The 25,939-nt window shown below is 70.6% G+C and carries 20 protein-coding genes; 13 read left to right on the top strand and 7 right to left on the bottom strand.

What is annotated here, in order from left to right; genetic code table 11:
• Positions 1 to 4: 4 nt before the first annotated feature.
• From OG381_RS43625 to OG381_RS43615, 3 genes are all read right to left on the bottom strand, one after another.
• Positions 5 to 1,333: an ABC transporter substrate-binding protein gene (locus tag OG381_RS43625; RefSeq protein WP_327721530.1), complete on the bottom strand. Its 1,329-nt coding sequence runs from the start codon at positions 1,331 to 1,333 to the stop codon at positions 5 to 7.
• A gap of 52 nt (positions 1,334 to 1,385) precedes the next feature.
• Positions 1,386 to 3,032: a glycoside hydrolase family 13 protein gene (locus OG381_RS43620; protein WP_327721529.1), complete on the bottom strand. Its 1,647-nt coding sequence runs from the start codon at positions 3,030 to 3,032 to the stop codon at positions 1,386 to 1,388.
• 195 nt (positions 3,033 to 3,227) lie between these two features.
• The gene (locus tag OG381_RS43615; RefSeq protein ID WP_327721528.1) at positions 3,228 to 4,496 is read right to left on the bottom strand and encodes an ABC transporter substrate-binding protein; all 1,269 of its coding nucleotides are present in this window, start codon (positions 4,494 to 4,496) and stop codon (positions 3,228 to 3,230) included.
• Positions 4,497 to 4,620: 124 nt separating this feature from the next.
• Between OG381_RS43615 and OG381_RS43610 the strand changes: the two genes are divergently transcribed.
• Genes OG381_RS43610 through OG381_RS43600 form a run of 3 tightly spaced genes read left to right on the top strand, consistent with a single transcriptional unit; the run spans position 4,621 to position 8,177 of the window.
• Positions 4,621 to 5,136, top strand: coding sequence for a PadR family transcriptional regulator (locus OG381_RS43610; RefSeq protein ID WP_327721527.1), 516 nt, complete (start codon positions 4,621 to 4,623; stop codon positions 5,134 to 5,136).
• Entirely contained in the window at positions 5,133 to 5,882 is a 750-nt protein-coding gene (locus OG381_RS43605) for an ABC transporter ATP-binding protein (RefSeq protein WP_327721526.1), read from the top strand. Before OG381_RS43610 ends, OG381_RS43605 begins: the two co-directional genes overlap by 4 nt.
• 3 nt (positions 5,883 to 5,885) lie before the next feature.
• Positions 5,886 to 8,177 (top strand): ABC transporter permease, encoded by a 2,292-nt coding sequence (locus tag OG381_RS43600; RefSeq protein ID WP_327721525.1) that lies wholly within the window; start codon positions 5,886 to 5,888, stop codon positions 8,175 to 8,177.
• 50 nt (positions 8,178 to 8,227) lie between these two features.
• Here the strand turns inward: OG381_RS43600 and OG381_RS43595 are convergent, their stop codons facing one another.
• A complete protein-coding gene (locus OG381_RS43595; protein ID WP_443062066.1) occupies positions 8,228 to 10,297 on the bottom strand; it encodes an alpha-galactosidase in 2,070 nt (689 codons plus the stop codon).
• 242 nt (positions 10,298 to 10,539) lie between these two features.
• Between OG381_RS43595 and OG381_RS43590 the strand changes: the two genes are divergently transcribed.
• The 5 genes from OG381_RS43590 to OG381_RS43570 all read left to right on the top strand — a co-directional run bounded on the left by OG381_RS43590 (position 10,540) and on the right by OG381_RS43570 (position 17,608).
• A complete protein-coding gene (locus OG381_RS43590) occupies positions 10,540 to 11,610 on the top strand; it encodes a LacI family DNA-binding transcriptional regulator (protein ID WP_327721523.1) in 1,071 nt (356 codons plus the stop codon).
• Between the two features lie 112 nt (positions 11,611 to 11,722).
• A complete protein-coding gene (locus tag OG381_RS43585) occupies positions 11,723 to 13,033 on the top strand; it encodes an ABC transporter substrate-binding protein (RefSeq protein WP_327721522.1) in 1,311 nt (436 codons plus the stop codon).
• 78 nt (positions 13,034 to 13,111) lie between these two features.
• Positions 13,112 to 14,068, top strand: a complete 957-nt coding sequence (locus tag OG381_RS43580; RefSeq protein WP_443061987.1) for a carbohydrate ABC transporter permease — start codon at positions 13,112 to 13,114, stop codon at positions 14,066 to 14,068.
• Positions 14,069 to 14,073: 5 nt separating this feature from the next.
• Positions 14,074 to 14,919, top strand: coding sequence for a carbohydrate ABC transporter permease (locus OG381_RS43575; RefSeq protein WP_327722710.1), 846 nt, complete (start codon positions 14,074 to 14,076; stop codon positions 14,917 to 14,919).
• A gap of 133 nt (positions 14,920 to 15,052) precedes the next feature.
• Positions 15,053 to 17,608 carry a CBM35 domain-containing protein gene (locus tag OG381_RS43570; protein ID WP_327721521.1) on the top strand — a complete coding sequence of 852 codons (2,556 nt, stop codon included), beginning with the start codon at positions 15,053 to 15,055 and terminating at the stop codon, positions 17,606 to 17,608.
• Between the two features lie 48 nt (positions 17,609 to 17,656).
• Here the strand turns inward: OG381_RS43570 and OG381_RS43565 are convergent, their stop codons facing one another.
• A complete protein-coding gene (locus tag OG381_RS43565; protein WP_307022121.1) occupies positions 17,657 to 17,968 on the bottom strand; it encodes an NIPSNAP family protein in 312 nt (103 codons plus the stop codon).
• A 151-nt stretch (positions 17,969 to 18,119) separates the two neighbouring features.
• Between OG381_RS43565 and OG381_RS43560 the strand changes: the two genes are divergently transcribed.
• Positions 18,120 to 19,337 carry a GNAT family N-acetyltransferase gene (locus OG381_RS43560; RefSeq protein ID WP_327721518.1) on the top strand — a complete coding sequence of 406 codons (1,218 nt, stop codon included), beginning with the start codon at positions 18,120 to 18,122 and terminating at the stop codon, positions 19,335 to 19,337.
• Positions 19,338 to 19,368: 31 nt separating this feature from the next.
• On the opposite strand, the gene OG381_RS43555 is transcribed toward OG381_RS43560, so the two are convergent.
• Together OG381_RS43555 and OG381_RS43550 are read right to left on the bottom strand one after the other, a co-directional pair.
• Positions 19,369 to 21,723, bottom strand: coding sequence for an ABC transporter permease (locus OG381_RS43555; protein WP_327721517.1), 2,355 nt, complete (start codon positions 21,721 to 21,723; stop codon positions 19,369 to 19,371).
• Entirely contained in the window at positions 21,720 to 22,442 is a 723-nt protein-coding gene (locus OG381_RS43550) for an ABC transporter ATP-binding protein (protein WP_327721516.1), read from the bottom strand. Before OG381_RS43550 ends, OG381_RS43555 begins: the two co-directional genes overlap by 4 nt.
• A 241-nt stretch (positions 22,443 to 22,683) precedes the next feature.
• Here OG381_RS43550 and OG381_RS43545 point away from each other — a divergent pair, with 241 nt between their 5' ends.
• The 4 genes from OG381_RS43545 to OG381_RS43530 all read left to right on the top strand — a co-directional run bounded on the left by OG381_RS43545 (position 22,684) and on the right by OG381_RS43530 (position 25,890).
• On the top strand, positions 22,684 to 23,961 hold the full coding sequence (locus OG381_RS43545; RefSeq protein WP_327722709.1) for a sensor histidine kinase: 1,278 nt from the start codon (positions 22,684 to 22,686) through the stop codon (positions 23,959 to 23,961).
• On the top strand, positions 23,958 to 24,656 hold the full coding sequence (locus OG381_RS43540; RefSeq protein ID WP_327721515.1) for a response regulator transcription factor: 699 nt from the start codon (positions 23,958 to 23,960) through the stop codon (positions 24,654 to 24,656). The genes OG381_RS43545 and OG381_RS43540 overlap by 4 nt, the downstream gene beginning before the upstream one ends.
• Before the next feature lie 159 nt (positions 24,657 to 24,815).
• A complete protein-coding gene (locus tag OG381_RS43535) occupies positions 24,816 to 25,343 on the top strand; it encodes a DinB family protein (protein ID WP_327721514.1) in 528 nt (175 codons plus the stop codon).
• Positions 25,344 to 25,686: 343 nt separating this feature from the next.
• The gene (locus tag OG381_RS43530) at positions 25,687 to 25,890 is read left to right on the top strand and encodes a hypothetical protein (RefSeq protein ID WP_327721513.1); all 204 of its coding nucleotides are present in this window, start codon (positions 25,687 to 25,689) and stop codon (positions 25,888 to 25,890) included.
• Positions 25,891 to 25,939: the final 49 nt, after the last annotated feature.

The raw sequence follows: 25,939 nt of genomic DNA, 5'->3' as shown, positions 1-25,939 counted from the left end.
GCGATCAGTCCTTGTAGGCCTTGGCCGCGGCGGTCTCCAGCTGTGCCGCGGTCTTCTTGGGGTCGGACGGGTCGCGCAGGAAGTCCTGGAGGATCTTCCACTCGCCCGCGCCCTTGGTCCCGCCGAACGCGGCCGGTGCCTGGTCGGACATGTCGAAGCGGACCGAATCCCCGGCGGCTATGAGGGACTTGGCGGTGGTACGGGTGACGTCGTCGCCGTAGGAGGCGAGGTCGAGCCCCTTGTTCGGGGAGAGGAAGCCGCCCGTCTTCGCCCACACGGCGGCTGCCTCGGGACTCGCCAGGTACTCCAGGAGGGCCATGCCGGCCTTGGTGTTCTTGCCGTCCTTGAGGACGACGGCCGCGTCGCCGCCGCTGACCACGGGTGCCTCGCCGGCGCCGACGGGCGGGAACGGGAAGAAGTCGGCGTCCTCGCCGATCTTCCGGCCGAACTGGTCCTTGGCGACACCGGCGACGAAGTCGCCCTCGTAGACCATGCCGGCGTCGGGTTCGGGTCCGAAGACCTTCTCGACGGAGCCCGGGAAGTCGGTGTTGAGGGCGCCCTGCTGTCCGCCCGCCAGGAGCTGCTTGTCCTTGAAGAGCTTGCCGAGTGTGGTGAGCGCGTCGACGACGCTCTGGTCGGTCCACTTCAGCCGGTGCGCCGCGAGGGCGTCGTACTTGTCGGGTCCGGCCTGGGAGAGGTAGACGTTCTCGAACCAGTCGGTGAGCGTCCAGCCGTCCTGGCCCGCGACGGAGAAGGCGGCGAGGCCCGAGTCGGAGACGGTCCGCCCGGCCTTCAGCATCGCGTCGTATGTCTTCGGCGGCTGGACGCCGGCCTGGTCGAGGGCGTCGGGGCTGTACCAGACGGTCGACTTGTGGGCGGCCTTGAAGTACAGGCCGTAGAGGGTGCCGTCGACGCTGCCGTAGTTCTTCCACACGTTCGCGTAGTTGGCGTCGACGGACTTGCGGGTGGCCGGGGACAGCGGCTTGAGCCAGCCCTTCCGGGCGAACTGCTGGAGCACGCCGACCTGCGGGACCATCACCACGTCGGGGGCGTTGCCGCCCTCGATCTTGCTGCCGACGACGTTGGAGACGTTGTCGCCGGTGGAGACGAACTGGGTCTTGGCGCCGGTCTTCTCGGTGAAGGCGTCCAGCACCTTCTGGAAGTTCTTCTGTTCGCTGCCGGACCAGACGCCGGCCACGGAGACCGTCTGGCCGCTGAACGCCTGGTCGCCGCCGCCTGCGGAGACGGGGCCGCCGCCACCGCAGGCGGTCGAGCCGAGCGCCAGGACGAGTGCGGTGCAGCCGGTGAGCAGGGCGGTACGTCGTCGCATCATCGTTGATGTCCCTTTCGGGGAAGGTGATTTCCGGGGTGGGGAGGTGTGGGGTTCAGGAATCGGTGTCGTCGCCGATCCACCAGGCGGCCGTGGAACCGGGGAGCACCCCGGCCGGGCAGGGGCCGCTGGACAGCAGGGGGGTGCCGGAGACGGGCGCCGGCGTGGGCGCCGTACCGAAGTTGACGGCGCAGACGAGGCCGTCGCCGCGGACGAAGCCGAGGACGCCGGGCTGGGTGTCCAGCCAGCGCATCTCACCCTCGCCCAACTGGGGCAGCGCGGAGCGCAGTTGGAGGCCGTCGCGGTACAGGTGCCAGAAGGAGCGGGTGTCGGCGAGGGCCCGGTCCGTGGCGTACTCGGCGAAGTAGTCCGGCTGCGGCAGCCAGGGCTTGACGTGCTCGACGCCCGAGGTGAAGCCGAAGGGCGAGGCCTGTCCGGACCACGGCAGGGGCACCCTGCAGCCGTCGCGGATGCGGGCGCGGCTGCCGGTGCGGTGGAAGATCGGGTCGGTGAGCACGTCGTCCGGCAGGTCGACGACCTCGGGCAGTCCCAGCTCCTCGCCCTGGTAGATGTACGCGCCGCCGGGCAGCGCGAGCATCAGCAGGGCGGCGGCACGGGCGCGGGCGGCGCCGAGTCCGCTGCCCTCGGGGGCCGGTTCGCCGTAGCGGGTCACGGTGCGGACCTGATCGTGGTTGTTGAGTACCCAGGTGACGGTCGATCCCGTTCCCGCGATGTCCTGCATGGCCTCGGAGATGACCTTGCGGAAGGCGTCGGCGTCCCAGGAGGCGCTCAACAGGTCGAAGAAGAAGGCCTGGTGCAGTTCGTCGGGGCGTACGTACTTCGCGTGTTCACGGGCTGTGGGGACCGAGACCTCGCCGACCAGGAGCCGCTCGCGGCCGTCGCGCGCCGCGTACTCCTCGCACACCGCGCGCCAGCGGCGCCACACTCCGTGCACCTCCGGCTGGTTCCAGGCGAGAGGGTTGACGGAGTCACGCGTACGGGCGTCGGCCTCGGGGTCGGGCGAGTCGGGCAGTTCGGGGTGTTTGAAGAGTCCGGCGGCGACGTCGATGCGGAAGCCGTCCACGCCCCGGTCGAGCCAGAAGCGCAGGACGCGGTCGAACTCGGCACCGACTTCGGGGTCGCGCCAGTTCCAGTCGGGCTGTTCGGGGGTGAACATGTGCAGGTACCACTGGCCCGGGCGGCCGTCCGGCTCCGTGACCCGGGACCATGCGGGGCCGCCGAACATGGCGTGCCAGTTGTTGGGCGGCTCGGTCCCGTCGGGGCCCTGCCCGTCGGCGAAGTGGAAGCGGGCCCGGGCCGCGCTGCCCGCCTCGGAGGCCAGTGCCTCGCGGAACCACGGGTGGTCGCTGGAGCAGTGGTTGGGGACGATGTCGAGCAGGACCCTGATGCCCAGCCGCCGGGCCGCCGCCATCAGCAGGTCGAACTCGGCGAGGTCCCCGAAGAGCGGGTCGACATCGCAGTAGTCGGCGACGTCGTAGCCGTGGTCGTGCTGCGGTGAGGGGTAGAAGGGGCTCAGCCAGATCCCGTCGACTCCCAGCTTCTTCAGGTAGGGCAGCCCCGCGCGGACTCCGGCGAGATCGCCGACGCCGTCGCCGGTGCTGTCCAGGAAGCTGCGGACGTACACCTGGTAGATCACTGCATCACGCCACCAGTGCGGCGTGTCGATGTGCTTGGAGCTCACCCCATGGACCTGTCTGTGCGGGCTGACTGTTATGCATGCATGTTAGGTATCCGTTTCAGGCAGGTGTCAATGAACTCGCAGCAGCTATCGAGACAACGGGTCTCTATATACGGATAAATGGTCCCCAAGTGAGAGAGGGTGAGACCGTGGCGTTACCTAACATGTAGGTAGGAGGAAGGGAGAGCGGCAGAGCTCTCAGCCGCGACGGGCGATCTCCGCCAGCTCCCTGGCCAGCCGTCGCACGGCCGCCGCGGGAGTCGTGTGCCCGGTCATCGCGTCGTGGACGACCGCCTGCACCACCAGGCTGACCTGGTCGTAGCGGGGGCTCTTCGGGCGCGGCGCGGCCGTGAGGACACTGGCGCGCAGGGTCGGCAGGTACGGGAACTTCCGCACCAGGTCCGGATCCGCGTACAGATCCGCGCGTACGGGAGGCAGCGCGCCCTTCAGCAGAACCTGCCGCTGGACTCCCTCACTGGTGAGGTAGGCGATCAGGCGCGCGGCGGTCTCCGGATGCGCGGCATGTGACGTGACGGCCAGGTTGGAGCCGCCGAGCACACTGGTCCCGGGCCCGTCGGGACCCGGCAGAGGCACGGCGCCGACCTTGCCGGCGACCGCGGAACCCGCGGCGGACGCGCTGACGTACGCGTAGGGCCAGTTACGCAGGAAGAGCAGCCGCCCGTCCTGGAACGCCCGCCTGGACTCCTCCTCCGTGTACGTCAGCGCCTCCTTGGGCACCCAGCCCTCCCGGACGCCCCGGGCGAGGAACCCGATACCCTCCCGGGCGGCCGAGCCGACGGTCACACGGTCGCCCTCGTCGCCGAGGATGGTGCCACCCGCCGAGTACACGGCCTCGGCCGCGTTGACGGTGAGTCCCTCGTAGGGCAGGAACTGGCCCGCGTAGCCGTCGAGTGCGTGCCGGGGCGCGATCGTCTTCGCGTCGCGCTCCAGCTCGGCCCAGGTGCGGGGCGCCGGGACGCCCTCCGCGGCGAGGACGTCCTTGCGGTACAGCAGCAGGCCCGCATTGGTGACGTACGGGACGGCGTACAGCTGTCCGTCGTACGTCGCCGTGTCCACGACCGGCGGGAGGAAACTGCCCAGCGGGAAACGGTCGCGCGGCAGTGGGCGTATCCAGTCGGCGGCGGCGAACTCCGAGGTCCAGGCGACGTCGATGTTGAGCACGTCGAAACGGCCGTGGTCCCCGTCGCGCAGGTCGGTGATCATCTGGGCGCGGGTCTCGTCCGGGGAGTCCGGCAGTTCGACAAGGGTGACCCGCTCCGACGGGTGGGCGCGGTTCCAGCCCTGGAGGAGCGAGCCGAGATAGCCGGTCAGGTCGCCGCCCGTGGCCAGGGTCAGTGGTCCACGGCCCTCGGACCCCCCGTCGGCACGGGCGCCCGTCCCGCCGTAACCGGCCAGGACCACCGCGAGGACGAGAAGGCCCCTACCGGCGGCGCGTATCCACCGCATAGGTTCCTCCCTGTACACCGGCGCTGGGCTCCCTCGCCCGGAATCAGTGGCCATGTATACCCGTTAGGTATGGGCGATACTAGGGCCTGGACCACACTACGAGGCTGCGAGGAGGACAGCACGAGTGCGCCTGCCCCTCCTGGCACTGCTGGCACGCGGCCCGGCCCATGGCTACGAGCTCAAGCAGGACCTTGAGCAACTGCTGGGTGCCGCGTACCCTCAGCCGAACATCGGCCAGATCTACGTGACTCTCGGCCGCCTCGAGAAGTCGGGACTGATCGAGGGCGAAGAGGTCGAGCAGTCGAGTCGGCCCAACAAGAAGATCTACCGCCTCACCGACGCCGGGCAGGAGACGCTGCTCGCCTGGTACGAGGACACGGCCGACGAACCGCGGGTGCGGGACGAGTTCTTCATGAAGTTCGCGCTCGCCCCGCAGACCGGTCTCGCCGACCAGCTAGACCTGATCAACAAGCAGCGACGCCACTACCTGAACACCATGCGCAACCTGTCGAAGCTCGTCACGGCCGAGAACCGGGACAACCGGATCGCCCATCTGTTGGTCGAAGGCGCCATGCTGCACCTCCAGGCCGACCTCGACTGGCTGGAGCGTTGCCAGGAGGAACTGGAGGAGCCGGAATGAGCGACACCCCCACTCCTGTGCTGCGCGCCGAAGGCCTCGTCAAGACCCACCACGGCGAGGGTGCGCCCGCGCACGCCGTACGCGGGGTGGATCTGTGTGTGCGGCAGGGCGAATTCGTGGCCGTCACCGGTCCTTCCGGCGCCGGCAAGTCGACCCTGCTGCATCTGCTCGGCGGACTCCAGCGACCGGACAGCGGCAGCATCTGGCTGAACGGCGAGCGCGCGGACGCCTACAGCGAGGCGCGGTGGGCCGTGGAACGCCGGCGCCGGATCGGCATCGTCTTCCAGTTCTTCAACCTGGTCTCCAACCTGTCGGTCGCGGACAACGTCGAACTGCCCGCGCTGCTGGCCGGGGTCTCCCCCAAGCAGGCGCGCGCGGAGCGGGACGAGCTGCTGACCGAGCTGGGCCTCACGGGCAAGGAGCGGAGCATGCCGGGCGAGCTGTCCGGCGGCGAACAGCAGCGGGTGGCGCTGGCCCGGGCGCTGGTCAACCATCCGCCGCTGCTGCTCGCCGACGAGCCCGCGGGCAGCCTGGACAGCAAGGGCACCCGCGAGGTGATGCGGCTGCTGTCCCGTTTCCACCAGCGCGGCCAGACCATCCTCCTGGTCACGCACGACGCACGACTGGCGAGCGCCGCGGACCGGGTGATCAGCTTCTTCGACGGCCGAATAGCCGACGACGCTCGGCTGGACGGCACGCCGTCGCCGAGCACGGACGCCTCCGCCGTGCTCCAGCTGAAGGACTGACCGATGCGAGCCACCTTGCGCTGGGCGCACTCGGACCTGCGGACACATCGCGGCGAGGCACTGTTCCTGGTGCTCGCCACCGTCGGCATCGTCACCTCCCTGCTGCTGGCGGCGGCGCTCTTCGGCTACGCGACCAACCCTTGGCAGCGGGTCTTCACGCAGTCCCGGGGCGCACACGTGTGGATCCACACGGAGCCCTCCGCCAAGGTGTCCGAGCTCGCCCGGCTGGACGGCGTCGAGGCCGTCGCGGGCCCCTACCCCACGGCTTCCGCCACCGTCACCTCCCGTGGCTCCCGGGCCTCCGTCGAACTGCGCGGCGCGACCGAAGAGCCCGCGACCGGCCGCCCGTTGCTCACCTCGGGCCGCTGGCTGGACCCGGCGACACCCGACGGCGTGGTGCTGGAGAAGAGCCTCGCGCGGGCGCTGCTGGCCGAGCCGGGAGACGCGCTGACACTGTCCGGCGGGACCGGAGCGCTGACCGTCCTGGGCGTCGCCGACAGTGCCGAGCCGCAGTATCGCCGGGGCGAGCGGTCGGGGGTGGTCTGGGCGCTCCCGTCCGCCGTACCGCACGCCGGCTCCGGGGGCCAGGTGATCGGACTGCGCCTGACCGACCCCGACGACACCGACTACGCCGTCCAGCGCGCTGTCACCGTGCTCGGTGCCGGTGCCGTCGGCGAGGTCTCCACCTGGCGGCAGGCCCGGTCCGAGGCACAGGGCGACGACCGGCTGCTCGGCCAGATACTGGGCCTGTTCGGCCTGGGCGCGCTGGTCGCCGCCGGTCTCGCCGTGCACGGGGCCATCGGCACCCGCATCCGAGGCCATCTGCGGGACATCTCGGTCCTCAAGGCGATCGGTTTCACACCGGGTCAGGTGGTCCGTGTCTTCCTGCTCCAGCACCTCGCGTACGCCCTGCTGGGTGCCGTGGCCGCGGCGACGCTCACGCAGGCCCTGGGCAGCCGGATGCCCGGGCGCCTCGGGGACGCGGTCGCCCTGTGGCAGGGGCTGCCGGGGCATGCCGTGACACTGGTCGCGGTGCCCGTTGGCGTGGTGCTCTTCATCGCGGCGACCACCGGACTCGCGGCCTGGCGGGCAGGACGGGTGCCACCGGTCCCGGTGCCGCGGACCGCAGCCCCGGCCGCCGGACGCCTGTCGGGCCCCGCGCGCCGCGCCCTCGGCCTGCGGCTGCCGCCCGCGCTGGTCCTCGGCTGGCACAAGGCGTTCACGCGCCGCGCGCGCTCACTGGCCACGATCGCCCGTCTCGCCCTGCCGCTGCTGCTGATCGTGGTGGCGATGAGCGCGTGGACGACCATCGACCGCTTCCACAGCAGACCGGAGCAGATGGGGCTGGCGGCCGCCCTCACCGTCCGTGCCGACGACACGTTGAGCGACCCGGCCACCCGCGCACTCCTCGCCCGCAGTCCCGAAGTCGCCGCCGTCTATCCGGGCGTCGAGGTGGCGGCCCTGGTACCGGGCCAGACGGCCACGATCGCCCTGCGCGGCCTCGGCACCCGTGCGGAGCCGTACCCCTATACGCTGGCCGAGGGACGTCTCGCCCACGGATCCGACGAGGCGGTCGCCGGGCAGGGGCTGCTGGATCTGCTGGACGTACGTGTCGGCGACTGGGTGCGCATGACCGTCTCCGGCCGACCCCAGATCCTGCACATCGTGGGCCGCAGCATCGAACCCGAGAACGCCGGCCGGACCATCTCCACCTCGCTCGACACCTTGCAGGAGAACGACCCGACGCTTCGGCCGATGCTCTACCAGATCCGGCTGCGGGCCGGTGCCGAGCCGCACCGGGTCGCCACCGACCTGGCGACCTCGGCCGGTCGCGGACAGCTGGACGTGCATGTCGTGGCGAACCCCGCCGACGGTCTGCCGCCGCTGCGCGCCGTCGTGGTCGGTCTGCTCGGCGTCCTCGCCCTCATCGGACTCGTCGATCTCCTCACCGCGATCGGCGGCAGTGTCCGCGAGGGGGAACGGGACCTGCTCGCGCTGAAGGCGATCGGACTGTCACCCCGGCAGATCACCGCGATCACCGTCACGGCCACCGGCTGCACCGCGCTCGCCGCGGTGACGGTCGCCCTGGTGGTCGGGCTCCCCCTCGCGCACTGGTTGATCGACGCCCAGGGCCGATCGAGCGGGATCGGGGCCGGGATCGCGCACGGCCCCTCCCCCGTCATGCTGTCGGCGTTCGGCGCGGCGGCGGTACTGGGCGCCCTGGCGCTGGCGGTGCTACCGGCCGCCCGCGCCTCCCGCCGCCGGTTCGCGGACACGCTGAGCGGCGTGGCGTAAGGACCTCGGTACATCCCCCTCGGAGACACGAGCGAGCGGCCCCAGAGGCGTCATGGCGACGAGTCGACCACGTCCGAGCTCAACCGGAGGAGCACAGCGGTGTTCTCCCTCGGCAGCGAGACGGTGAGCTGCCCCGCGTCCGCGTCCCACTTCACGGCAGCATCGGCTGTCGTGGGGTACAGCACCGTGGGCTGTACGTGAGCGCCTCGCAGATGCGGGACGGTGAGGGTGCGGTCGGTGTCGGCGGACGGATCGGGTGTTCCGGCGTCGCCCGGTGCCCTTCTCCAGACCGTGAGGAACGTGGCGCCCTGACCTCGTAGTCCGTGGGCGAGCCAGGCGTCCTCCCAGGCGGGAAGCCCCAGAGGCCAGAACGGACGCGCGCCGCCGAGCTCCGGCCGGAGCTCCTTGTAGACGGAGATCGCCGAGCGGACGAGGCCGGCCTGCTCCTCGCTCATCAGATTGAGGAAGCCGGACAGGTGGACGCGGCCGAGCAGCGCCCCGGTGAGGGTGAAGGCGATCTCGTCGAGGGTGAGGTCCGGCTGGGGGTAGGCCCAGACCGCGGCCTGCTCCGGTATCACGGCGGTGGCGGCCGCGGCGGCGATGGGCGGGTAGCGCAGGAGGTCCTGCTGGTCGCTGGTGGACTGCAGCTGGGCCACGGCCAACTGCGCGTAGTCCATGCGCAGACCGCCCGACCCGCAGTTCTCCAGGACGAGATCGGGATGCCGGTCGAGGAGCGCGGCCATCCAGTCGAGGTGGGCGCGGTGATGCCCGAGCAGACCGGCGCCCGGGCTCTCGGAGCCGTTCTCCGTGCCGGGGCCGATGTTGATGTTGTAGTCGAGCTTCAGGTAGCCGACGCCCCACTCGCCGACCAGCCGGTCCACGACCTCGTCGAGGTGGGCGCGGGCGGCCGGGTGACGCAGGTCCAGGTGGTGGCGCCCGTGTTCGGTGACGCGCAGACCGCCGCGCCGGAAGAACGCCTCGGGCGGCAGCGTGCCGGCCAGGGGACTGCGTACGCCGACGACTTCGGGTTCGAGCCAGAGTCCCGGGGTCATCCCGTGCGCTCTGACGGCGTCCAGGACCTCGGGCAGACCGCCCGGGAAGCGGCGGGCGGCGGGCTCCCAGGCGCCGACGGCGTCCCACCAGCCCTGGGCGTCGTCGTCGTACCAGCCCGCGTCGATCACGAACACCTCGGCGCCGGCCTCGCCCGCCGCCTCGATCAGCGGCAGGAGGCGTTCCGTGGTGGGGTCGCCCATCAGGGTGTTCATGTAGTCGTTGTAGATCACCGGCAGCGCGAGGCGGTCGGGGTGATCGCGGCGGATGCCGCGGCGGTAGTCGGTCAGTTCACCGAAGGCCGCGTCCAGTCCGCCGGTCTCCGTGTGGACCAGGACGGCCGGAACGGTGTGGAACTCCTCGCCGGGGGCCAGGGTGTGGTGCCACTGGTGGTGGGCGTCGTCGGGGCCGAACAGGGCCACGTAGGCGGCACCTTCGCGCTCGCCGGTCTCGAATCGCCAGCCCGCGCTGGACTCGATCTGCCACAGCCAGGCGCGGCCCGCGCTGTCGGTGAGGCCGGCCACGGGGAGGTGGCGGCCGGTGGACCAGCTTCCCTGCGAGTACCGCTCGAAGCAGCCCCGGCCTTCGTGGCCGTGGGCGGACCGGCTCAGCGGGACCACCCGTTTGCGGAAGGCGTCCTGGCGCCAACGGCATTCGGCGAGCCAGTCGTTGTCCGCCCAGTGCAGGGTCAGGTCGTCGAGACCGCCGTCCGCGTCGACGATGCCGCCGAGGGTCAGGGTGGAGACGCTCTCCAGGCGGAGCGCTGTGCCGCCCTCGTTGGCCAGGCGCACCCGGGCCCGCAGGAAACCGCTGCCCGGACGTGCCTCCAGGGTGACGTCGGCGGCCAGACCGGTCGTGGCGTCCGCGAGCCGGATCGTCGTACGCTCCCGTCCGCCGTCCTGGACCGTCTCATGGCTCAGATAGCTCAGACGGTCACCGATCGCCGTCTCGATGAAGCGTTCGCCCGACCACATGCGTCCGTGGCCGGTGGCGGTGACCTCGACCAGGGGGACCAGGCCGGCCCAGTCCTGGCCGGGTCTGCCCAGTCGCACCGCGCCGGTGGCGTCCATGACGGCGTGCAGGCCGAGTTCCGGATGCGACCAGACCCGGGACACCTCGGCAGCTTCGACGGCAGCGGTCAACGCGATTCCCCTTCCGGGATGGTTCGGTTCTGCGGCTGGATCTCGTGGAGCTGATCTGCGAATTCACCCTCGGGGCAGTGAGGATGGGCCGCTCCGTCGAATGTACCGGGGTGATAACCCCCCGGTTACGGTCTCTTGACGCCCACGTTGTGACCGCTCACAATCCTCGCATGTCTGTGACCGGTCACACAAGGTCGGGCGGCCGCTCCGAGCCCCCGCACGGGCAGCAGAAAGCTGCCAGCATCCGCGATGTCGCCCAGGCGTCGGGCGTCTCCTACCAGACCGTTTCGAGGGTCATCAACGGCCACCCGAACGTCCGGGAAGAGACGCGTCAGCGAGTGCAGGAAGCCATCACCGCCCTGGGCTTCCGGCGCAACGCCACCGCGTTCGCGCTGGCCAGCGGCGTGACCCGGTCGGTCACGGTCCTCACGTCGAACACGCTTCTCTACGGCTACGCAGCGACCCTGCAGGGCCTGGAGGAGGCGTCCCGCGCCGCGGGCTACACCCTCGGCGTACGGGTGCTGACCCCGGAGGACGACCTGGACCGCACGATCGCCTCGGCCGCCGACGCCGGCGGCGGACTGGTGGTCATCGGCTTCGACCGGCTCGGCGCGGCGGCCCTGGAACGGGTACCGGCCCACGTGCCGTGCGCGGCGGTGGTCGAAGCGCCGCCCCAGGGACAGTCACCCGGACTTCCCGCCGTGTGGGCCGACGACCGCGAGGCGGCCCGTGCCGCCACCGAGCACCTCCTCGGACTCGGGCACGACACCGTCCACTACGTGGCGATCCCCACCTCGACCGGAACCCCGGGCTCGGTGGGACCGCGCGCGGAAGGCTGGCGCCAGGCCCTGGAAGCGGCCGGCGTCACCGCCCCCGAGCCGTCCGGCAAGGGGTGGGACTCCCAGGCCGGATACGAGGCCGGGAAGAAGCTCGCCCGGGACCAGGACGTCACCGCGATCCTCTGCGGCAACGACGACCTGGCGCTCGGTGTCCTGCGGGCCCTGCACCACGCGGGCCGACGGGTCCCCGAGGACGTCAGCGTCATCGGCTTCGACGACGCCCCGCACTCCGCGTTCGTCACACCGTCCCTCACCACGGTCCGCATGGACTTCCAGGGGCTGGGCCGCACCGCCTTCGGGCTGCTGCACACCCAGCTCGACACCGAAGAGCAGGCACCCGCGCCGGTACCGGCCGAACCCGCCCTCATCCTCCGGGAGAGCTCGGGTTCCCGGGAGACGTAAGCCCCACGGAAGCCCCCGCTCGCCGTCTTTTTCCCAGGTCATCGCCCCGCAGCCGTCCCCCCGCCCGGGCGGCACCGCACCGCCTCCCTCCCCTGACGACCAAGGATCCGCCATGAGAAGAGCCCTCTCCGTCCTTGTCACCGCCTGTCTGCTCGGGCTGACCGCCACCGCCTGCAGCGACAGCACCGCCGGCGGCACCGGCACCGCACCCGAGGGGACGGTCGACCCCACCGCGAACCTCAAGGGCGTCGAACTCACCATGTGGACGGCCCAGAACAGCGTCGGACAGCCCAAGCAGGCCATCGAGGCGTTCGAGAAGGCCATCGGCGCCAAGATCAACACCGAGGTCATCCCCGACCCCTACGAGTCGAACGTCCCGACCAAGCTCGCCTCGGGCGTCAAGCCGGACCTGATGTTCTGGCAGCCCACGGGCAGCACACTGCCGTTCATCCAGCCGCAGCAGAACCTGCTCCAGCTCGACAACGAGGACTGGGTCTCCAAGCTCGGCAAGACGGAGAAGGGCCTCGGCCAGGTCGACGGCCACCGCTACGCCGCCATCGTCACCAGCCCCACGGTCCTCGGCGTCTACTACAACAAGGACGTCTTCAAGAAGGCCGGCATCACCTCGATGCCCAAGAGCTACGACGACCTCCTCGCCACCGCCCGGACCATCAGGTCCAAGACGGGCACCGCCCCGTTCTTCGAGGTCGGCGGCGACAAGTGGCCCCTGCAGTGGCAGGTCCAGGTGCAGATGACGGACCTGCCCCAGACGTTCTGGGACAACCTCAACAAGAACAAGGACAGCTGGACCGACAAGGCCGTCGTGGACGCCATCACCAAGTACAAGACGAAGGTCCTCGACGGCGGCCTGGCGCAGAAGAACTACAAGACCGCCACGTTCGTCGACCAGGGCAAGGCGATCATGGACGGCAGCGCCGCGATGGCCCTCAACGTCACCTCGCTCCAGTCCCAGATACAGGCCACCTCCAGCACGGAGGAGATGGACAAGAAGCTGGGCTGGTTCCCCATCGCCAACAGCTCCGCCGGCGCCGAGTACTCGCCGGACCAGACCAACGGCGTCGTCGCCTTCAAGACCGGCGACACCAAGCGCCAGAACGCCGCCCGGCAGTTCCTGTCCTACTGGCTCGGCCAGGACTACCCGGACTACATCAAGGCGAACAAGCTCGTGTCGGTGCAGCCGTCGGTGCCCAACCCCGCCGGTCTGCCGCAGACCGCGATCGCCCAGGCCGAGGCACTGTCCTCCGCCACCGGCGTCTTCCAGGTCAAGGCACTCACCGCGCCCGACATGCACCTCGCCCTCGCCGACATGATCTACGGCAAGAAGACCCCCCAGCAGGTCGCCCAGGCCGCCCAGGACCAGTTCCAGCAGGTCCTCAAGGCGCGCGGTGTCTCCGGCTTCTGACCGGCGTCCCTTCGCCAGCCCGTTCCCCGGGCCGCCCGTCGGCGGCGTGCCCGGGGCCCCGTAACCGGAGGTAGGAAAGTGGTGGACACCGCCGCCAGGGGCGTCATCGAGCCCCCGCGCGCGAAGGACCGGAGCGGCCCGCCCCGTCGCGGCCGGCGCGAGCGCACCCGGCAGAAGGCCAACCAGCCGTGGTGGTTCGCGCTTCCCGCGCTCGCCGTGTTCGGCGTGTTCTTCCTGCTGCCGAACCTGCTGAACTTCGTCTATCCGTTCACCGACTGGTCGGCGTTCCACCCGCAGATCAGCTTCGTGGGCCTGGACAACCTCAAGACCATCCTCGACGACGGATCGATGCTGCGGGACATCCGCATCACCCTGATGTACGCGGTCCTCGTGGCCCTCTTCCAGAACGGCTTCGGTCTCGGCCTCGCCCTCCTGCTGGAGCGCGACACCCGCTTCAACCGCTTCTTCCGCGCGGTCTTCTTCCTGCCCGTGCTGATCTCCGCCCTGGCCGTCGGCTACATCTTCAAGGCCCTCCTGGAGCAGGACGGGGCGCTCAACGGCGTGCTGTCCTCTCTCGCGGGACACCAGGTCGACACCCCCTGGCTGGGATCGACCACGTGGACGCTGGTCGTGGTGACGCTCATCCACGGCTGGAAGTGGATGGGCCTGGCCATGCTCATCTATCTGGCGGGCCTGAAGAGCATGCCCGACGACGTGCTGGAGGCCGCCCGCATCGACGGGGCCGGCGCCTGGCGCACCTTCTGGTCGATCCGGTTCCCGCTGCTGGCACCCGCGGTGACGTTCAACGTGACCACCGCGCTGATCGGCTCCATGAACACCTTCGACATCGTCCAGGCCACCACCGCGGGCGGCCCCGGCAGCGAGACCGAGGTGTTCAACATCTACATGTTCCGCATCTTCGGCCAGGGTCTGTACGCCCAGGCGTCCGCGATGAGCCTGGTCCTCTTCCTCATCGTCGTCATCCTCGCCGTACCCGTCATCGTCGGCCTGCGGCGCAGGGAGAACAACCAGTGACCACCATGCCCGTGCCCGCCCCCGTACGCCGACGCCCCGTGCGGTGGGTCCAGCCCTTCGTCACTTTGGTCGTCGCGGCCGTCACCATCGGCATCCCGCTCTGGCTCGTCGCGGTGACCTCCGTGAAGCCGCAGGCCGAGGCGATCAAACCCAACCTCTCCCTGCCGCAGCACATGCAGACCGCCGAGAACTACCGGCAGACCTTCGACGAGGGCAAGATCGTCCAGGGGTTCGTCAACAGCGTGCTGGTCGTCGTCCCCTCCGTCGTCCTCGTCCTGCTCCTGGGTGCAGGCGCCGCATGGGTCTTCGCCCGTCGCAAGGGGCGCCTGGTCGGGACGCTGTACGCGCTGAGCATCAGCGGCCTGCTGCTCCCGCCCGCCGTCATCACCATCGTCATGGAGCTGCGCCAACTCGGCCTGGCGGGCACCCAGCTCGGCATGATCGCCGTCTACACGGGGATGTACCTCTCCACGTCGATCTTCTTCATGACCGGCTTCATCCGAAACCTCCCGGAGGAACTGGAGGAGGCCGCGCGCATGGACGGCGCGAGCCCGCCCCGGGTCTTCTTCCAGGTGATCCTGCCACTGCTGCGCCCGGTCATCGCGACCGCGACGATCATGGTGATGCTCTTCGCCTGGAGCGACATCTTCTACGCCTTCTTCGTGCTGGGCGGCGGTGAGAAGGCCACGCTCCCGCTCAACCTCTACCAGGTCGCCAACGCCCAGCTGTACCTGAACAACTGGCACCTCGTCTTCGCCTACGTCGTGATGATGAGCCTGCCGATGGTGGCGGTCTTCGTCATCGCCCAGCGCCGGATCGTCGCCGGCATCACCAGCGGCGCCGTCAAGTAGCCCCGCTCCCCCGATCTCCGGGGCGTGACTCCCCGCACGCCCCGGCCCCCACATCCGGGCCGCCCGGTCCACCCGGGTTCCCGGGCCCACTCACGATCCCCCCGCAACGACGCGGGAGGCGGAGGACACACACATGCCCCGAACCGAGCACGGATCACGCCACACCACGCGCCTCATGGGGGCAATCGCCTTCACCGCCGCGCTGATCGGCACGTCCGTGACCATGCCGTCCGCCCAGGCGGCCACCGCGCAGGTCACCGTCGACCTGGGCAGAACCACCGGCGACGTGATGCACGGAGCCAACGGAACGCTGTACGGGCTCAGTGACGACGGCGTCCCCGGTGACGAGCTGGTCGCACCGCTGCACATGACCACCGTCATCCAGAAGGCACCCGACGGTGCCCAGCACCCCAACGGCGACGCTCTCGCGATCAAGATGGGCTACGACCGCAACGGCGGCGGCGAGGTCCACATCTACATGCAGGACGTCTACGCACAGTGGCCGTACGAGAACCTCGGTCTGAGCGACTACCTGACCAAGGTCGACACCATGGTCCGCAAGGTCGCCGCACGCCCCGACACGGACGATTTCGTGTGGGTGCCCTTCAACGAGCCCAACGGCAACTGGTATCCGGATCTGGGCAGTTCCGACAACGCCAAGTACGCAAGCGCCCTGAGCAAGTTCCAGAGCGACTGGACCACCGTCTACAAAAAGATCCGCTCGATCATCCCCGACGCCCGGATAGCCGGCCCCAACGAGACCCACTACGACGCCAAGCTCATGGGCGACTTCTACCCCTGGGCCAAGGCCAACGGGGTGCTCCCGGACATCACGACCTGGCACGAACTGGGCCCGGACTCCCTCAAAGACTTCGAGTCCCACCTCGCCGACTACCGGGCCATCGAGAAGAAGGCCGGGATCAGCGAGCGGCCGGTCAGCATCAACGAGTACGGCAACCGGCGTGACCAGTCCGTGCCCGGACAGATGGTCCAGTGGATGTCGATGTTCGAGCGCAACAAGGTCTACGCCGACCAGGCGTACTGGAACATCGCCGGAAACCTCAACGACAACGCCGCCCAGACCAACATCCCCAACGGCACCTGGTGGCTGCTGCGTTGGTACGCGGGCCTGACCGGCAAGACCGTCCAGCTGGACCCGCCGCAGCCCAACACCATCGACACCGTCCAGGGCATCGCCTCACTGGACACCGCCCGCAAGCAGGCCCAGGTACTGCTCGGCGGCACCTCCGGCGACGTCAACACCGTGATCCGCAACGTCCCCGCGCGCTTCGGCAAGAAGGTCAACGTGACCGTCGAGCGCATCGGCTGGAGCGGTTACGAGGGCGCCGCCGCGCCCGGCGTGGTGTCCCGCGCCACCACCCAGGTCGCCAAGAACGGCAGCATCAACGTGCCGCTGACCGGCCTGGACGCCATGTCGGCCTACCGCGTCACCGTCAACCCGGCCGGCAGCGGCTCGCCCACCGCGGCGAGCCTGCCCTGGTCCACGTCGTACGAGGCGGAGAACGCCACGATCACCGGCGGCACGGTCTACTCCCAGGGCTCGGTGACCAACCCCTACGGCTTCGCCACCTCGGGCACCAAGGACGTCGGCAGCCTGAACCAGTCCGACAGCAAGGTCGCCTTCACCGTCGACGTCCCGAAGACCGGCACGTACGACCTGGACGTCTTCTACGGCAACCAGTCCGGCGGGCCCGCCACCCACACCCTCACGGTCGACGGCGGCTCACCCCGGACGCTCACCTACGGGTCCACCCTGAACTGGACCTACCGCGCCACGGCGAGCACGCCCGTGTCCCTGACGGCCGGCACGCACACCCTGACCCTGTCCAAGGGCACGAACGAGGTCACCCTCGACAAGATCGACCTCACCGCGTCCAGGACCCCGGACGCCGTCTACCCCGCGGCCTACGCCGACATCAGCGGCTCCCCGTCATACGACTACAGCGCCTCCGGCATCAGCGGCGCCGGCGCCCTGGTGCTGGACCGCCGCGACAAGGCCGCCCTCGACGTCTACGCCCCGGCCGACGGCTACTACACCGTGCACGCCCACTACGCCGCCACCGGCGACGCCACCCTGAGCATGGACGGCGCCGACGCCGCCGTCCTGCCCTCCACCCGAGGCCGCGTGACCGACAAGGCCCTGCGGCTGTACCTGTCGGCGGGCAACAACCGCATCACCGCCGCCGCCCCGGGCAAGGGCAGTCTCACCCTGCGCGACCTGCGCGTCACCGGTGAGGTCAGCACCTCGGGGGCCGAAACCTACGAGGCCGAGGACGCCACCCCCGCCGGCACCGCGTCGGTCTCCGGCAACTCCTGGGCCTCCGGCGACAAATACGTGGGCCACATCGGCCTGGGAGCCGCCAACACCCTCACCTTCAGGGTGAACGCGCCCTCAGCCGGGCGCTATGTGATGAACGTGCGCTACGCCAACAACGAGACCGCCGGGTCCGGGAACTACAACACCAACGTCGTCTCCCGGGCCGCGGACATCACCGTCAACGACACCTCCCGGACGGTCATGTTCCGCAACTCCTACAGCTGGTCCAACTTCTGGGACCTGCCGGTCCCGGTCACCCTCAAGGCCGGCGTCAACACCATCTCCTTCGCCAACTCCACCGCCTACGCACCGGACATCGACAAGGTGACCGTCGCCCCGCTGAACGGCTGACGGCACCGCCGGTTGTCGCCGAGGGGCGGTCATGCCCCGCCCCCCGGCCTAGGAAACGCCGTCCAGCGGCCGGAGAAAACGGCGTTCGTACCGCTTGATGCAACGCGTGCGACGAGCCAGTTCGAACGCCTCCTGGCACTCCGGATCGGACACGCTGTCCGTGCGGTACTGCTCGTAGGCGGCGAGGCTGGGAAACGAGAAGAGGGCGTAGGCGATGTCGCTGTCGCCCTCGCTCGGCAGGAAGTAGCCGTGGTGCGTCCCGCCGAAACGGTCGACGAGCCGGACCCAGCGACGGCCGTACTCCTCGAAGTCCTCCAGCTTGTCCGCGTCGATCTCGTACTTCAGGTGAATGGTGATCATGCGTACATGATGCAGCGATCCGATGAGGGCTCGAAGGGCGGCCGCCGCGGGCCCGGTTCGTAATTCGCTTGCTCTGGACACAGGTCAACGCTGCACTGATCCCCGGCACCACGACTCGTGGTGCCGGTATTGCGAGGAGGCAGCGGCGCCGATGGAGATTCGTACCACGACCGATGAGGACTTCGACGTCTTCGTCGACACCCTCTATGCCGCGTTCGGGAGCTTCCCGGAGACCCCGGTCGAGGGCGGCGGGCTCTGGTGGTCGGCGCTCGAGACAGACCGCTGCCTGCTCGCCCGGACGGCGGACGGGCGGCCCGTCGGCACCGCCGCCACGCACTCCTTCGAGCTCACCCTGCCCGGCGACACCCTCGTCCCGGTCCCCGGAGTGACCGCCGTCGGCGTCCTGCCCTCGCACCGGCGCCAGGGCGTGCTCAACGCGATGATGCGGCGTCACCTCGACGGGCTGCGGGACGGCGCGGAGTTCCTCTCCGTGCTGCTGTGCTCCGAGGCCACCATCTACGGCAGGTTCGGCTACGGACCGGCGACGTACACGGGGCAGCTGACGGTGGAGCGCCACCGGGCCGCCCTCGCGCTCCCCCGGGCACGCGGAGCGGCCGAGGCTCGTGCGGCCGGCTCGGTCGAGGTGCTGCGGCGCGCCGAGTGCGGCGAGATCCTGGAAGAGGTCTACGACCGGTACCGCCGCGCCCAGCCCGGCGCACTGTCCCGGCCGCACCGCTGGTGGGCCCAGCGCGCGGGCCAGCCGCCGATCTCGCCGGCGCCACGCTACCTCGCGGTTCACCGGGACGCCGACGGCGTCCCGGACGGGTACGCCAGCTACTCGATCGAGTCCGGCACCCTGACGGTCGACGAGACCATCACCACCGACGACGCCGTCTTCACGGCCCTGGCCCGGTTCGTCCTCGAACACGACCTGGTCTCTCAGGTCGTGTTCAAGCACGTCCCGCCCGAGCACCCGCTGCGCTGGCAGCTCACGGACTTCCGCGCCGGCCAGGTGAGCGGCCAGATGGACTGGCTGTGGGTACGGATCCTGGACGTCCCGGCCGCTCTGACCGCGCGCGGCTGGTTCACGGACGGCGAACTCGTCCTCGACGTCGCCGACCCGTTCCTCGGCGAGCACGGCCGCTACCTGCTGACCGTCCGGGACGGCAAGGCCGACTGCCTCCCCACGGACCGGAAGCCCGACCTGTCCCTGGACATCAGGGACCTGGGCTCGATCTACCTCGGCGGCACCGCCCCGAGCACGCTCGTGCGCGCCGGACACATCCAGGCCCACCACCCGGGCGCGGCCACCCTCGCCGACACCCTCTTCCGCACCGAGCGCTCCCCGCACTGTCTGCACTGGTTCTGACCGCGCAGACCATGCGCACGTCTCGTGCGTCCTATTCGGTGCGCAGTGCGGTGGCGGTTCTGGCCCGGGCGGCCCAGCCGGCGGGCAGCAGGGCGCCCAGAGTGGCGATGAACAGGCCGCCGAGGGTGAGCGGGAGAAGTTCGGCCGCGTAGTAGACGGCGGTGACGGACGCGGGGAGGCGCAGCCCCACGCTGTCGCCCATCGCGGGGATGACCCAGCCGTGCAGGGCCACACCGAGGGGTACGCCCAGCGCGCCCGCGACCAGTCCGGTCACGACGACGGAGGTGAGGACCATGGCGACGGTCTGGCGCGGGGTCATGCCGAGCGCTTTGTGGACGCCGATCTCGCGGACGCGCTCGCGGGTGTCGAGCAGCACGCCGTTCAGTACGCCGAGCGCGGCGACGGCGACGAGCATCAGGGTGAGGATCGCGGACAGCGCGTTGAGCGTGCCGACCATGTCGCTGCCGGAGCCGAGCCTGCCGGCCTTCGCTGTGGCACCGAGTGGTGTCAGGTCCTTGTTCAGCGCGTCGGCGTAGGCGGTGACGTCGGTGCCTGAGGTGACCTCGATGTGGTGGCTCGTCTCCGTCAGGTCGGGATGCGCGTCCTTGAGCGTCGAGGCGTCGGTGAAGACCTGCATGCCGTCGTTGCGGGTGTCGAAGACCTCGCCGACGATCCGGACCGTGACCGGCCGGGCCAGGCCGTTGAGGGTGACGGTGTCACCGATACGGGTGCTGGTGGCGGCCAGGAACGGGGTGGGGACCACGGCCTCGCCGGGGCGCTCGATCCAGCGGCCCGAGACCATCGTGTAGCCGCCCCAGGAGGCGTCGCCGGCAAAGGAGTTCACCTCGATGGTCCCGGTCAGGCCGGACACGGTCGCCCGTACCCTCGTAGCCCTGTAGTACCTCCCGGTCCCGGGTTCCGCCTCGATGGCCGCGGCGACCGCGGCGGGATCGACTTCGGGCCGATGCTCGGCGTCGGGGCTCCGGGGCGCGAAGTCCGGCAGGGGCGCGGGGACGACGACATCGGCCGCGTTGTGGGCCCTTGCTGTCATCACCTGGCCTAGCGAGGCGCCCATCCCCACGGTGAACGTGACGGCGATGGCGCCGAAGAGGATGGCGGTGCCCATGGCCAGCGCGCGGGCGGGCTGTGCGAAGGGACGGGCCAGGCCCAGGGCGACGGGTCGCGGCAGCGGCAGCCGTCCGGCGAGGCGGGCCGCCCACCGGCCGCGCCCCGCCGAAGCGCTACGCCCGACGGCGAGCGCGTCGACGGTACGCAGACGGCCGGCCCGCAGGGCACTCGCCCAGGCGGTCGCCGCCACCAGACCGAGCACCCCCGCGATCACCGTCAGGTCGACCCAGGGGGCGACGGCCAGGGACGAGGTGCTGTAGACGTCCTGCGCCTCGGCCAGTACGGGGACGGCGAGCAGATGCCCGGCGAGGACTCCGAGGCTGGCGCCCACGGCGGCCGGGATCAGCGCCTGGCCGACGTAGGCCCGAACGACCTGCGCCGGAGTGAAGCCGACGGCTTTGAGGATCCCGATACGGCGCGTTCCCGTGCCGACGGCCGATGCGACGACGTTGCCGACGATGAGCACCGACATGACCAGGCCCAGGGCGCCGAAGGCCATGAGGAAGGGAACGTAGAGGGCGGTGTCGCGCTCGACGGTCTTCTTGACGGTGAGCCAGGACTGTTCGCCGGTGACGGCTCCCCGCGGCAGGGACCGGGTCACGGCCTTGCCGCCCGCGGTGATCTGCGCGGCGGTGCCGGCATCGGTGAAGCGGTAGAGCATCTGGTGGCCGCCGCTGCCGGGCGGCGCGGTGAGCGCCGGCATCTGGGACGGCAGCACCCAGGCGTCGGCGGTCTGCGTGACCGAGCGGGCCGCACCGACCACCGTCAGCGTCGGATCGCCGGGCAGATCGGGGAAGGTGACCTTCATGCCCCGGGTCGTGAGGAGCGCGGAGTCGGCGGACACCACGATCTCGCCGGAGCGCGTGGGCCAGCGTCCATCGAGCAGTGTCAGCTCGTCCACGTCCCGGCCGGGACCGTCCCGGCCGACCACGGTCATCGGCCAGCCGGGGCCGCCCATGCCGTCCGACCGCGGGGTGAGTGTCGCCGTGGGGAACGGGCCGGCGGCATCGCTCACCCCTTCCGCGTCCTTGGACGCCGAGAGCTGTCCGGCGCCGACCGTGTCCGCGTCGAACTGCAGGGACAGATGCGCCCCGTGCCGGCGCGCGAACGCGTCGTCGAAGGGCGCGCCCGAGACCACGAGCAGCGTTCCCCCGAGGACGGAGGCGGCCACCGCCATCATCGTGGCGAGCCCGATCACCAGCGTCTGCACCCGGCGTCGTGCGACACCCGAGCGCACCACCTTGCCGAGCGCGCTCATCGGACGGCCTGCGGGGTGACGGCCTGCGGGGTGACGGCCTGCGACCCGGTGTCCTGTGTGATCCGGCCGTCGGCGATGTGGACCGTGCGGTTCGTGCAGGACCGGGCCAGAGCGAGGTCGTGGGTGACCACGACGAGGGTCTGACCCTCGGCGTTGAGGTCGGTGAGCAGCTCGCTGACGTCCTGTCCTGCGGCCGTGTCCAGGGCTCCGGTCGGTTCGTCGGCCAGGAGCAGCGCGGGCCGGTTCATCAACGCACGGGCGACCGCGACGCGTTGCCGTTCGCCGCCGGACAGCCGTCCCGGGTAGGCGCGGGCGTGCCGGTCGATGCCCAGCAGTTCCAGGAGCTCTGCCGCCCGGCGGCCCGCTTCGACCCGTGCGATGCCGGTGAGGCGCGCGGGCAGCTCGACGTTGTCGGTGACGGTGAGATCGTCGAGCAGGTTGAAGAACTGGAAGACCATGCCGATCCTCGAGCGCCGGTAGAGCGCCGCACCGGCCTCACCGAGCCGGTCCACCCGCACCCCGTCCACGGTGACGGTCCCCACGTCGGGGCGGTCCAGGCCCGCGATCAGATTGAGCAGCGTGGACTTGCCGCTGCCGGACGGGCCCAGGATCGCGACGGCCTCCCCGGGTCGCACGGTCAGCGACGCCTCGTGCAGAGCGGGCGGGCCGTCGTCGTAGCGGCGGCTCACCTCACGCAGTTCGATCACCGGCATGGTCATGAAGGGCTCCTCGGGTAAGGGCAGTTGGCTGCGTGAACGCTAGGAGCGGGCCCGGCCGGCACGCGTCGCCCGCTCGAACCCCTTGCGGTACCGAGCTGGGATGAGCCTCGCGGACGTCATCCCTGCGATGTAGGCGGGTGATGTATCCGGTGCGGCGGAAATGACCACGGGGGCGGACTCCGCGAGTCCGCACGGCGGCGAGAATGATCCGGTGACGGACGTACGTACGACGCTGGAGCGGATGCGGGGAGCCGCCGGTAGGGCGGTCCGCGACGCCAGGGTTCCGAGCGGCCCACCGCTGCGGCCCACCCCGCGCGCCTGGCGGTTCGACGCGCTGGTGGCTCTGGTGATCGGCGTCTCCACCGTCTACTACGGCCTCGACAACGTCGGCGTCGTCGTGGTGCGGGAGATCGCACCCGGCGTGGCGTACACCGTGGTGCGCCCGTCCGGCCCCGGCGGGCTGGCCTTCATGGTGACCCTCGCGGTCGTCGCCTCGGGCGCCCTGGCGCTGCGCCGCCGCTATCCGCTCGCCGTGCTGTGCGTCGTGACGGCGGCGACCCTGGCGACACCGCAGAGCGTGCTGCGGCTGACCTTCTACGCGTTCATCATCGCCGTCTACAGCGCCGCCGTGCACAGCCCGTACCGGGTGGCGACCCTGGCGGCGCTGCCGGTGTCGGTCGTCCTGGTCGGCACCTCTGGGGACTCGGTGACACCGATCGTCCCCAACGACTACATCGTCCTGCTGATCCTGGTCCCGATGGCCGTGGCCGCCATCGGCCTGCGCACCTGGAAACTCCGGACCGACGAGGGCCGTACCCGGATCTCCACCCTGGAACGGGAACGGACCGAGGAACTACGCCGGGCCGTCGAGCACGAGCGGGCCAGGATCGCCCGCGAACTGCACGACGTCGTCACGCACAACGTCAGCGTGATGATCATCCAGGCGGGTGCCGCCCGCAAGATCATGAGCACCTCCCCCGAGGAGGCCGGCGAGGCACTGCTCGCCGTCGAGGCGGGTGGGCGAGCGGCCATGACCGAACTGCGCCACGTCATGGGACTGCTCACCATGGCCGACGAGGATGAGGAGACGTCCAGCGGTGCGGACCTGGTCGGCACGGCAGAGGAGCTGACCCCGCAACCCGGCCTGGACCAGCTGGAGTCGCTGGTGGGGCGGGTGCGGGACACCGGACTGCCCGTCGACCTGACCGTTACCGGGCCGCCCCGCCCCCTCCCGCCCGGCCTCGAACTCGCCGCCTATCGCGTGGTCCAGGAAGCCCTCACCAACACCGTGAAGCACGCGTCCGGCGCCAGGGCCGCCGTGACCGTCGACTACGGCCCGGACCGGCTCCGGGTCGAAGTCACCGACACCGGTGGCCACTCGCGCGGAGCCGTCGGAAGCGGCCGGGGGCTGATCGGTCTGCGCGAGCGCCTCGCCGTGCACGACGGAACCCTCACCACCGGCCGACGACTGACCGGCGGCTACCGTGTGGAAGCCCTGATCCCCCTGGAGGGACCGTGACCGAGCCGCTGCGCGTGCTCCTCGCCGACGACCAGACCCTGGTTCGCACCGGGTTCCGGCTGATCCTCCGCGCCGACGGCATCGACGTCGTCGCCGAGGCGACCAACGGGAGCGAAGCCGTGGAGGCGGTCCGCCGTACCCGGCCCGACGTGGTCCTGATGGACATCCGGATGCCCGAGATGGACGGCCTGGAGGCCACCCGCCGCATCCTCACCGGGGCCGCCGACACGCCCCGCGTCGTCATCCTCACCACGTTCGACCTCGACCGGTACGTCTACGCCGCCCTGTCCGCCGGAGCCAGCGGCTTCCTCCTCAAGGACGTCACGCCCGAGCAGTTGACCGCGGCGGTCCGCACGGTCCGTACCGGCGACGCCCTCCTCGCACCCACCATCACCCGCCGTCTCGTGCAGCGGTTCGCACACCGGGGCAGCGATATCGCCGCCCTCCACCGCGACCTCGCCTCGCTCACCCCACGCGAGCTGGAAGTCCTCGGCCTGCTGGCCCGGGGGCTGAGCAACGCCGAACTCGCCACCCGCCTTCATCTGGCCGAGGCGACCGTCAAGACACACGTCGCCCGCATCCTCGCCAAGCTCGGACTGCGTGACCGTGTCCAGGCCGTCATCGTCGCCTACGAGACAGGGCTGGTCAGCGTCGGCGCGGGCGGGGCCGCCCAGCAGCCGACCGAGCAGACGTAGAAGGAAGCGAGGACTGGGCACGGGCAGGCGAACCCTGCGTTCGACAGTCTCTCCACGTTCGCGAGGAGCGCCAACTGCCGGGACAGTGCGCCGAGTTGGTGGAGTCCTGCTCCGGTTGTCGGGCAATTCCCTGCCCGGCCGGGGAGATTCGGGGATCCTGTGGCGGTGACCGAGAATCTGAGCGACAACACTCCGGACCATGAGGTCAAGGCGCTGCTCCGAGTCCTGCACGGGCAACGGCGCCACGTGGTGGACATCCTCGACGGGCTAGACGCGCAGGATCTACGACGGCCCGTGCTGCCGTCCGGATGGCACTGCCTGGGCCTGGTTCAGCACCTCACGCTGGACGTCGAGCGGTTCTGGTTCCGCGCGGTCGTCGCCGGGGACCAGCAGGTCATCCGCGGCCTGACGAGCGACGACGAGGCCTGGCAGGTGCCCCCGGAAGTCCCGGCCGTCGACGTGCTCGACCGATACCGGGAAGAGGCGGCACTCGCCGATGCCGTCATCACCGCCACCCCCGCCGACGCCCCGCCGGCCTGGTGGCCCCACGATCTGTTCGGCGAACCACACCTGCACACCCTGCGCGACGTGCTGCTGCACGTCATCACCGAGACCGCGTGCCACGCCGGCCACCTCGACGCGGCCCGGGAGCTGATCGACGGCCGCCGCTGGCTGGTCCTGACCTGAGAGCCCCGATCCGGCTCGGCGACCCTGCGACAGTCGCCCGGCCGGCCAGGTCTGCCATCAAGTGGTGCGCCTCGAACTCGATGACGTCCACTTCTTCCAAGCGCGTCAGCAGGTCCGCGAGAGCCTGCTTCTGAGCCGGGTGCTCATCAGCCAGTCGAACAGAACGATGGCGTCGGAACGCCACAGACGGAGATCGACGGTCGGCGTGGACCCCACGGGAACCCAGCTTCCATGGGGGCATCATGCCAGGTCAGCGGCGCGCCGATCGAACACCTGTACCGTATGGGCGTTATGCTGCATTCATGGCGACTCACCCCGATCGCCCGGAACGAGCCCCTGCCCCATGACCACCACACCCCCGCCACCGATCTCCGAGCCGGACCCGTCCGCGCTTGCCTGCTCCGGCGACCGCGTCGGCCTGTGCGCCGGCTGCCACCGCAGAACCCACCGGTACGGCAGCGGCGGCGAGCCGCTGTGCCAGTGGTGCATGGCCATGGCGAAGGAGCAGTGGGACTCACGCGTGCAGTACACCAGCACGCGCGACTGATCACCCCCGCCCAGTGTTGGCCCCCGTGAAGTGGCCCGGCGATCTCGCG

The organism is Streptomyces sp. NBC_00490, assembly GCF_036013645.1.
Taxonomy (GTDB): domain Bacteria; phylum Actinomycetota; class Actinomycetes; order Streptomycetales; family Streptomycetaceae; genus Streptomyces; species Streptomyces canus_F.
Note: the sequence above shows the minus strand (reverse complement) of the source record. Positions and strands in the feature narration are given on the sequence as shown.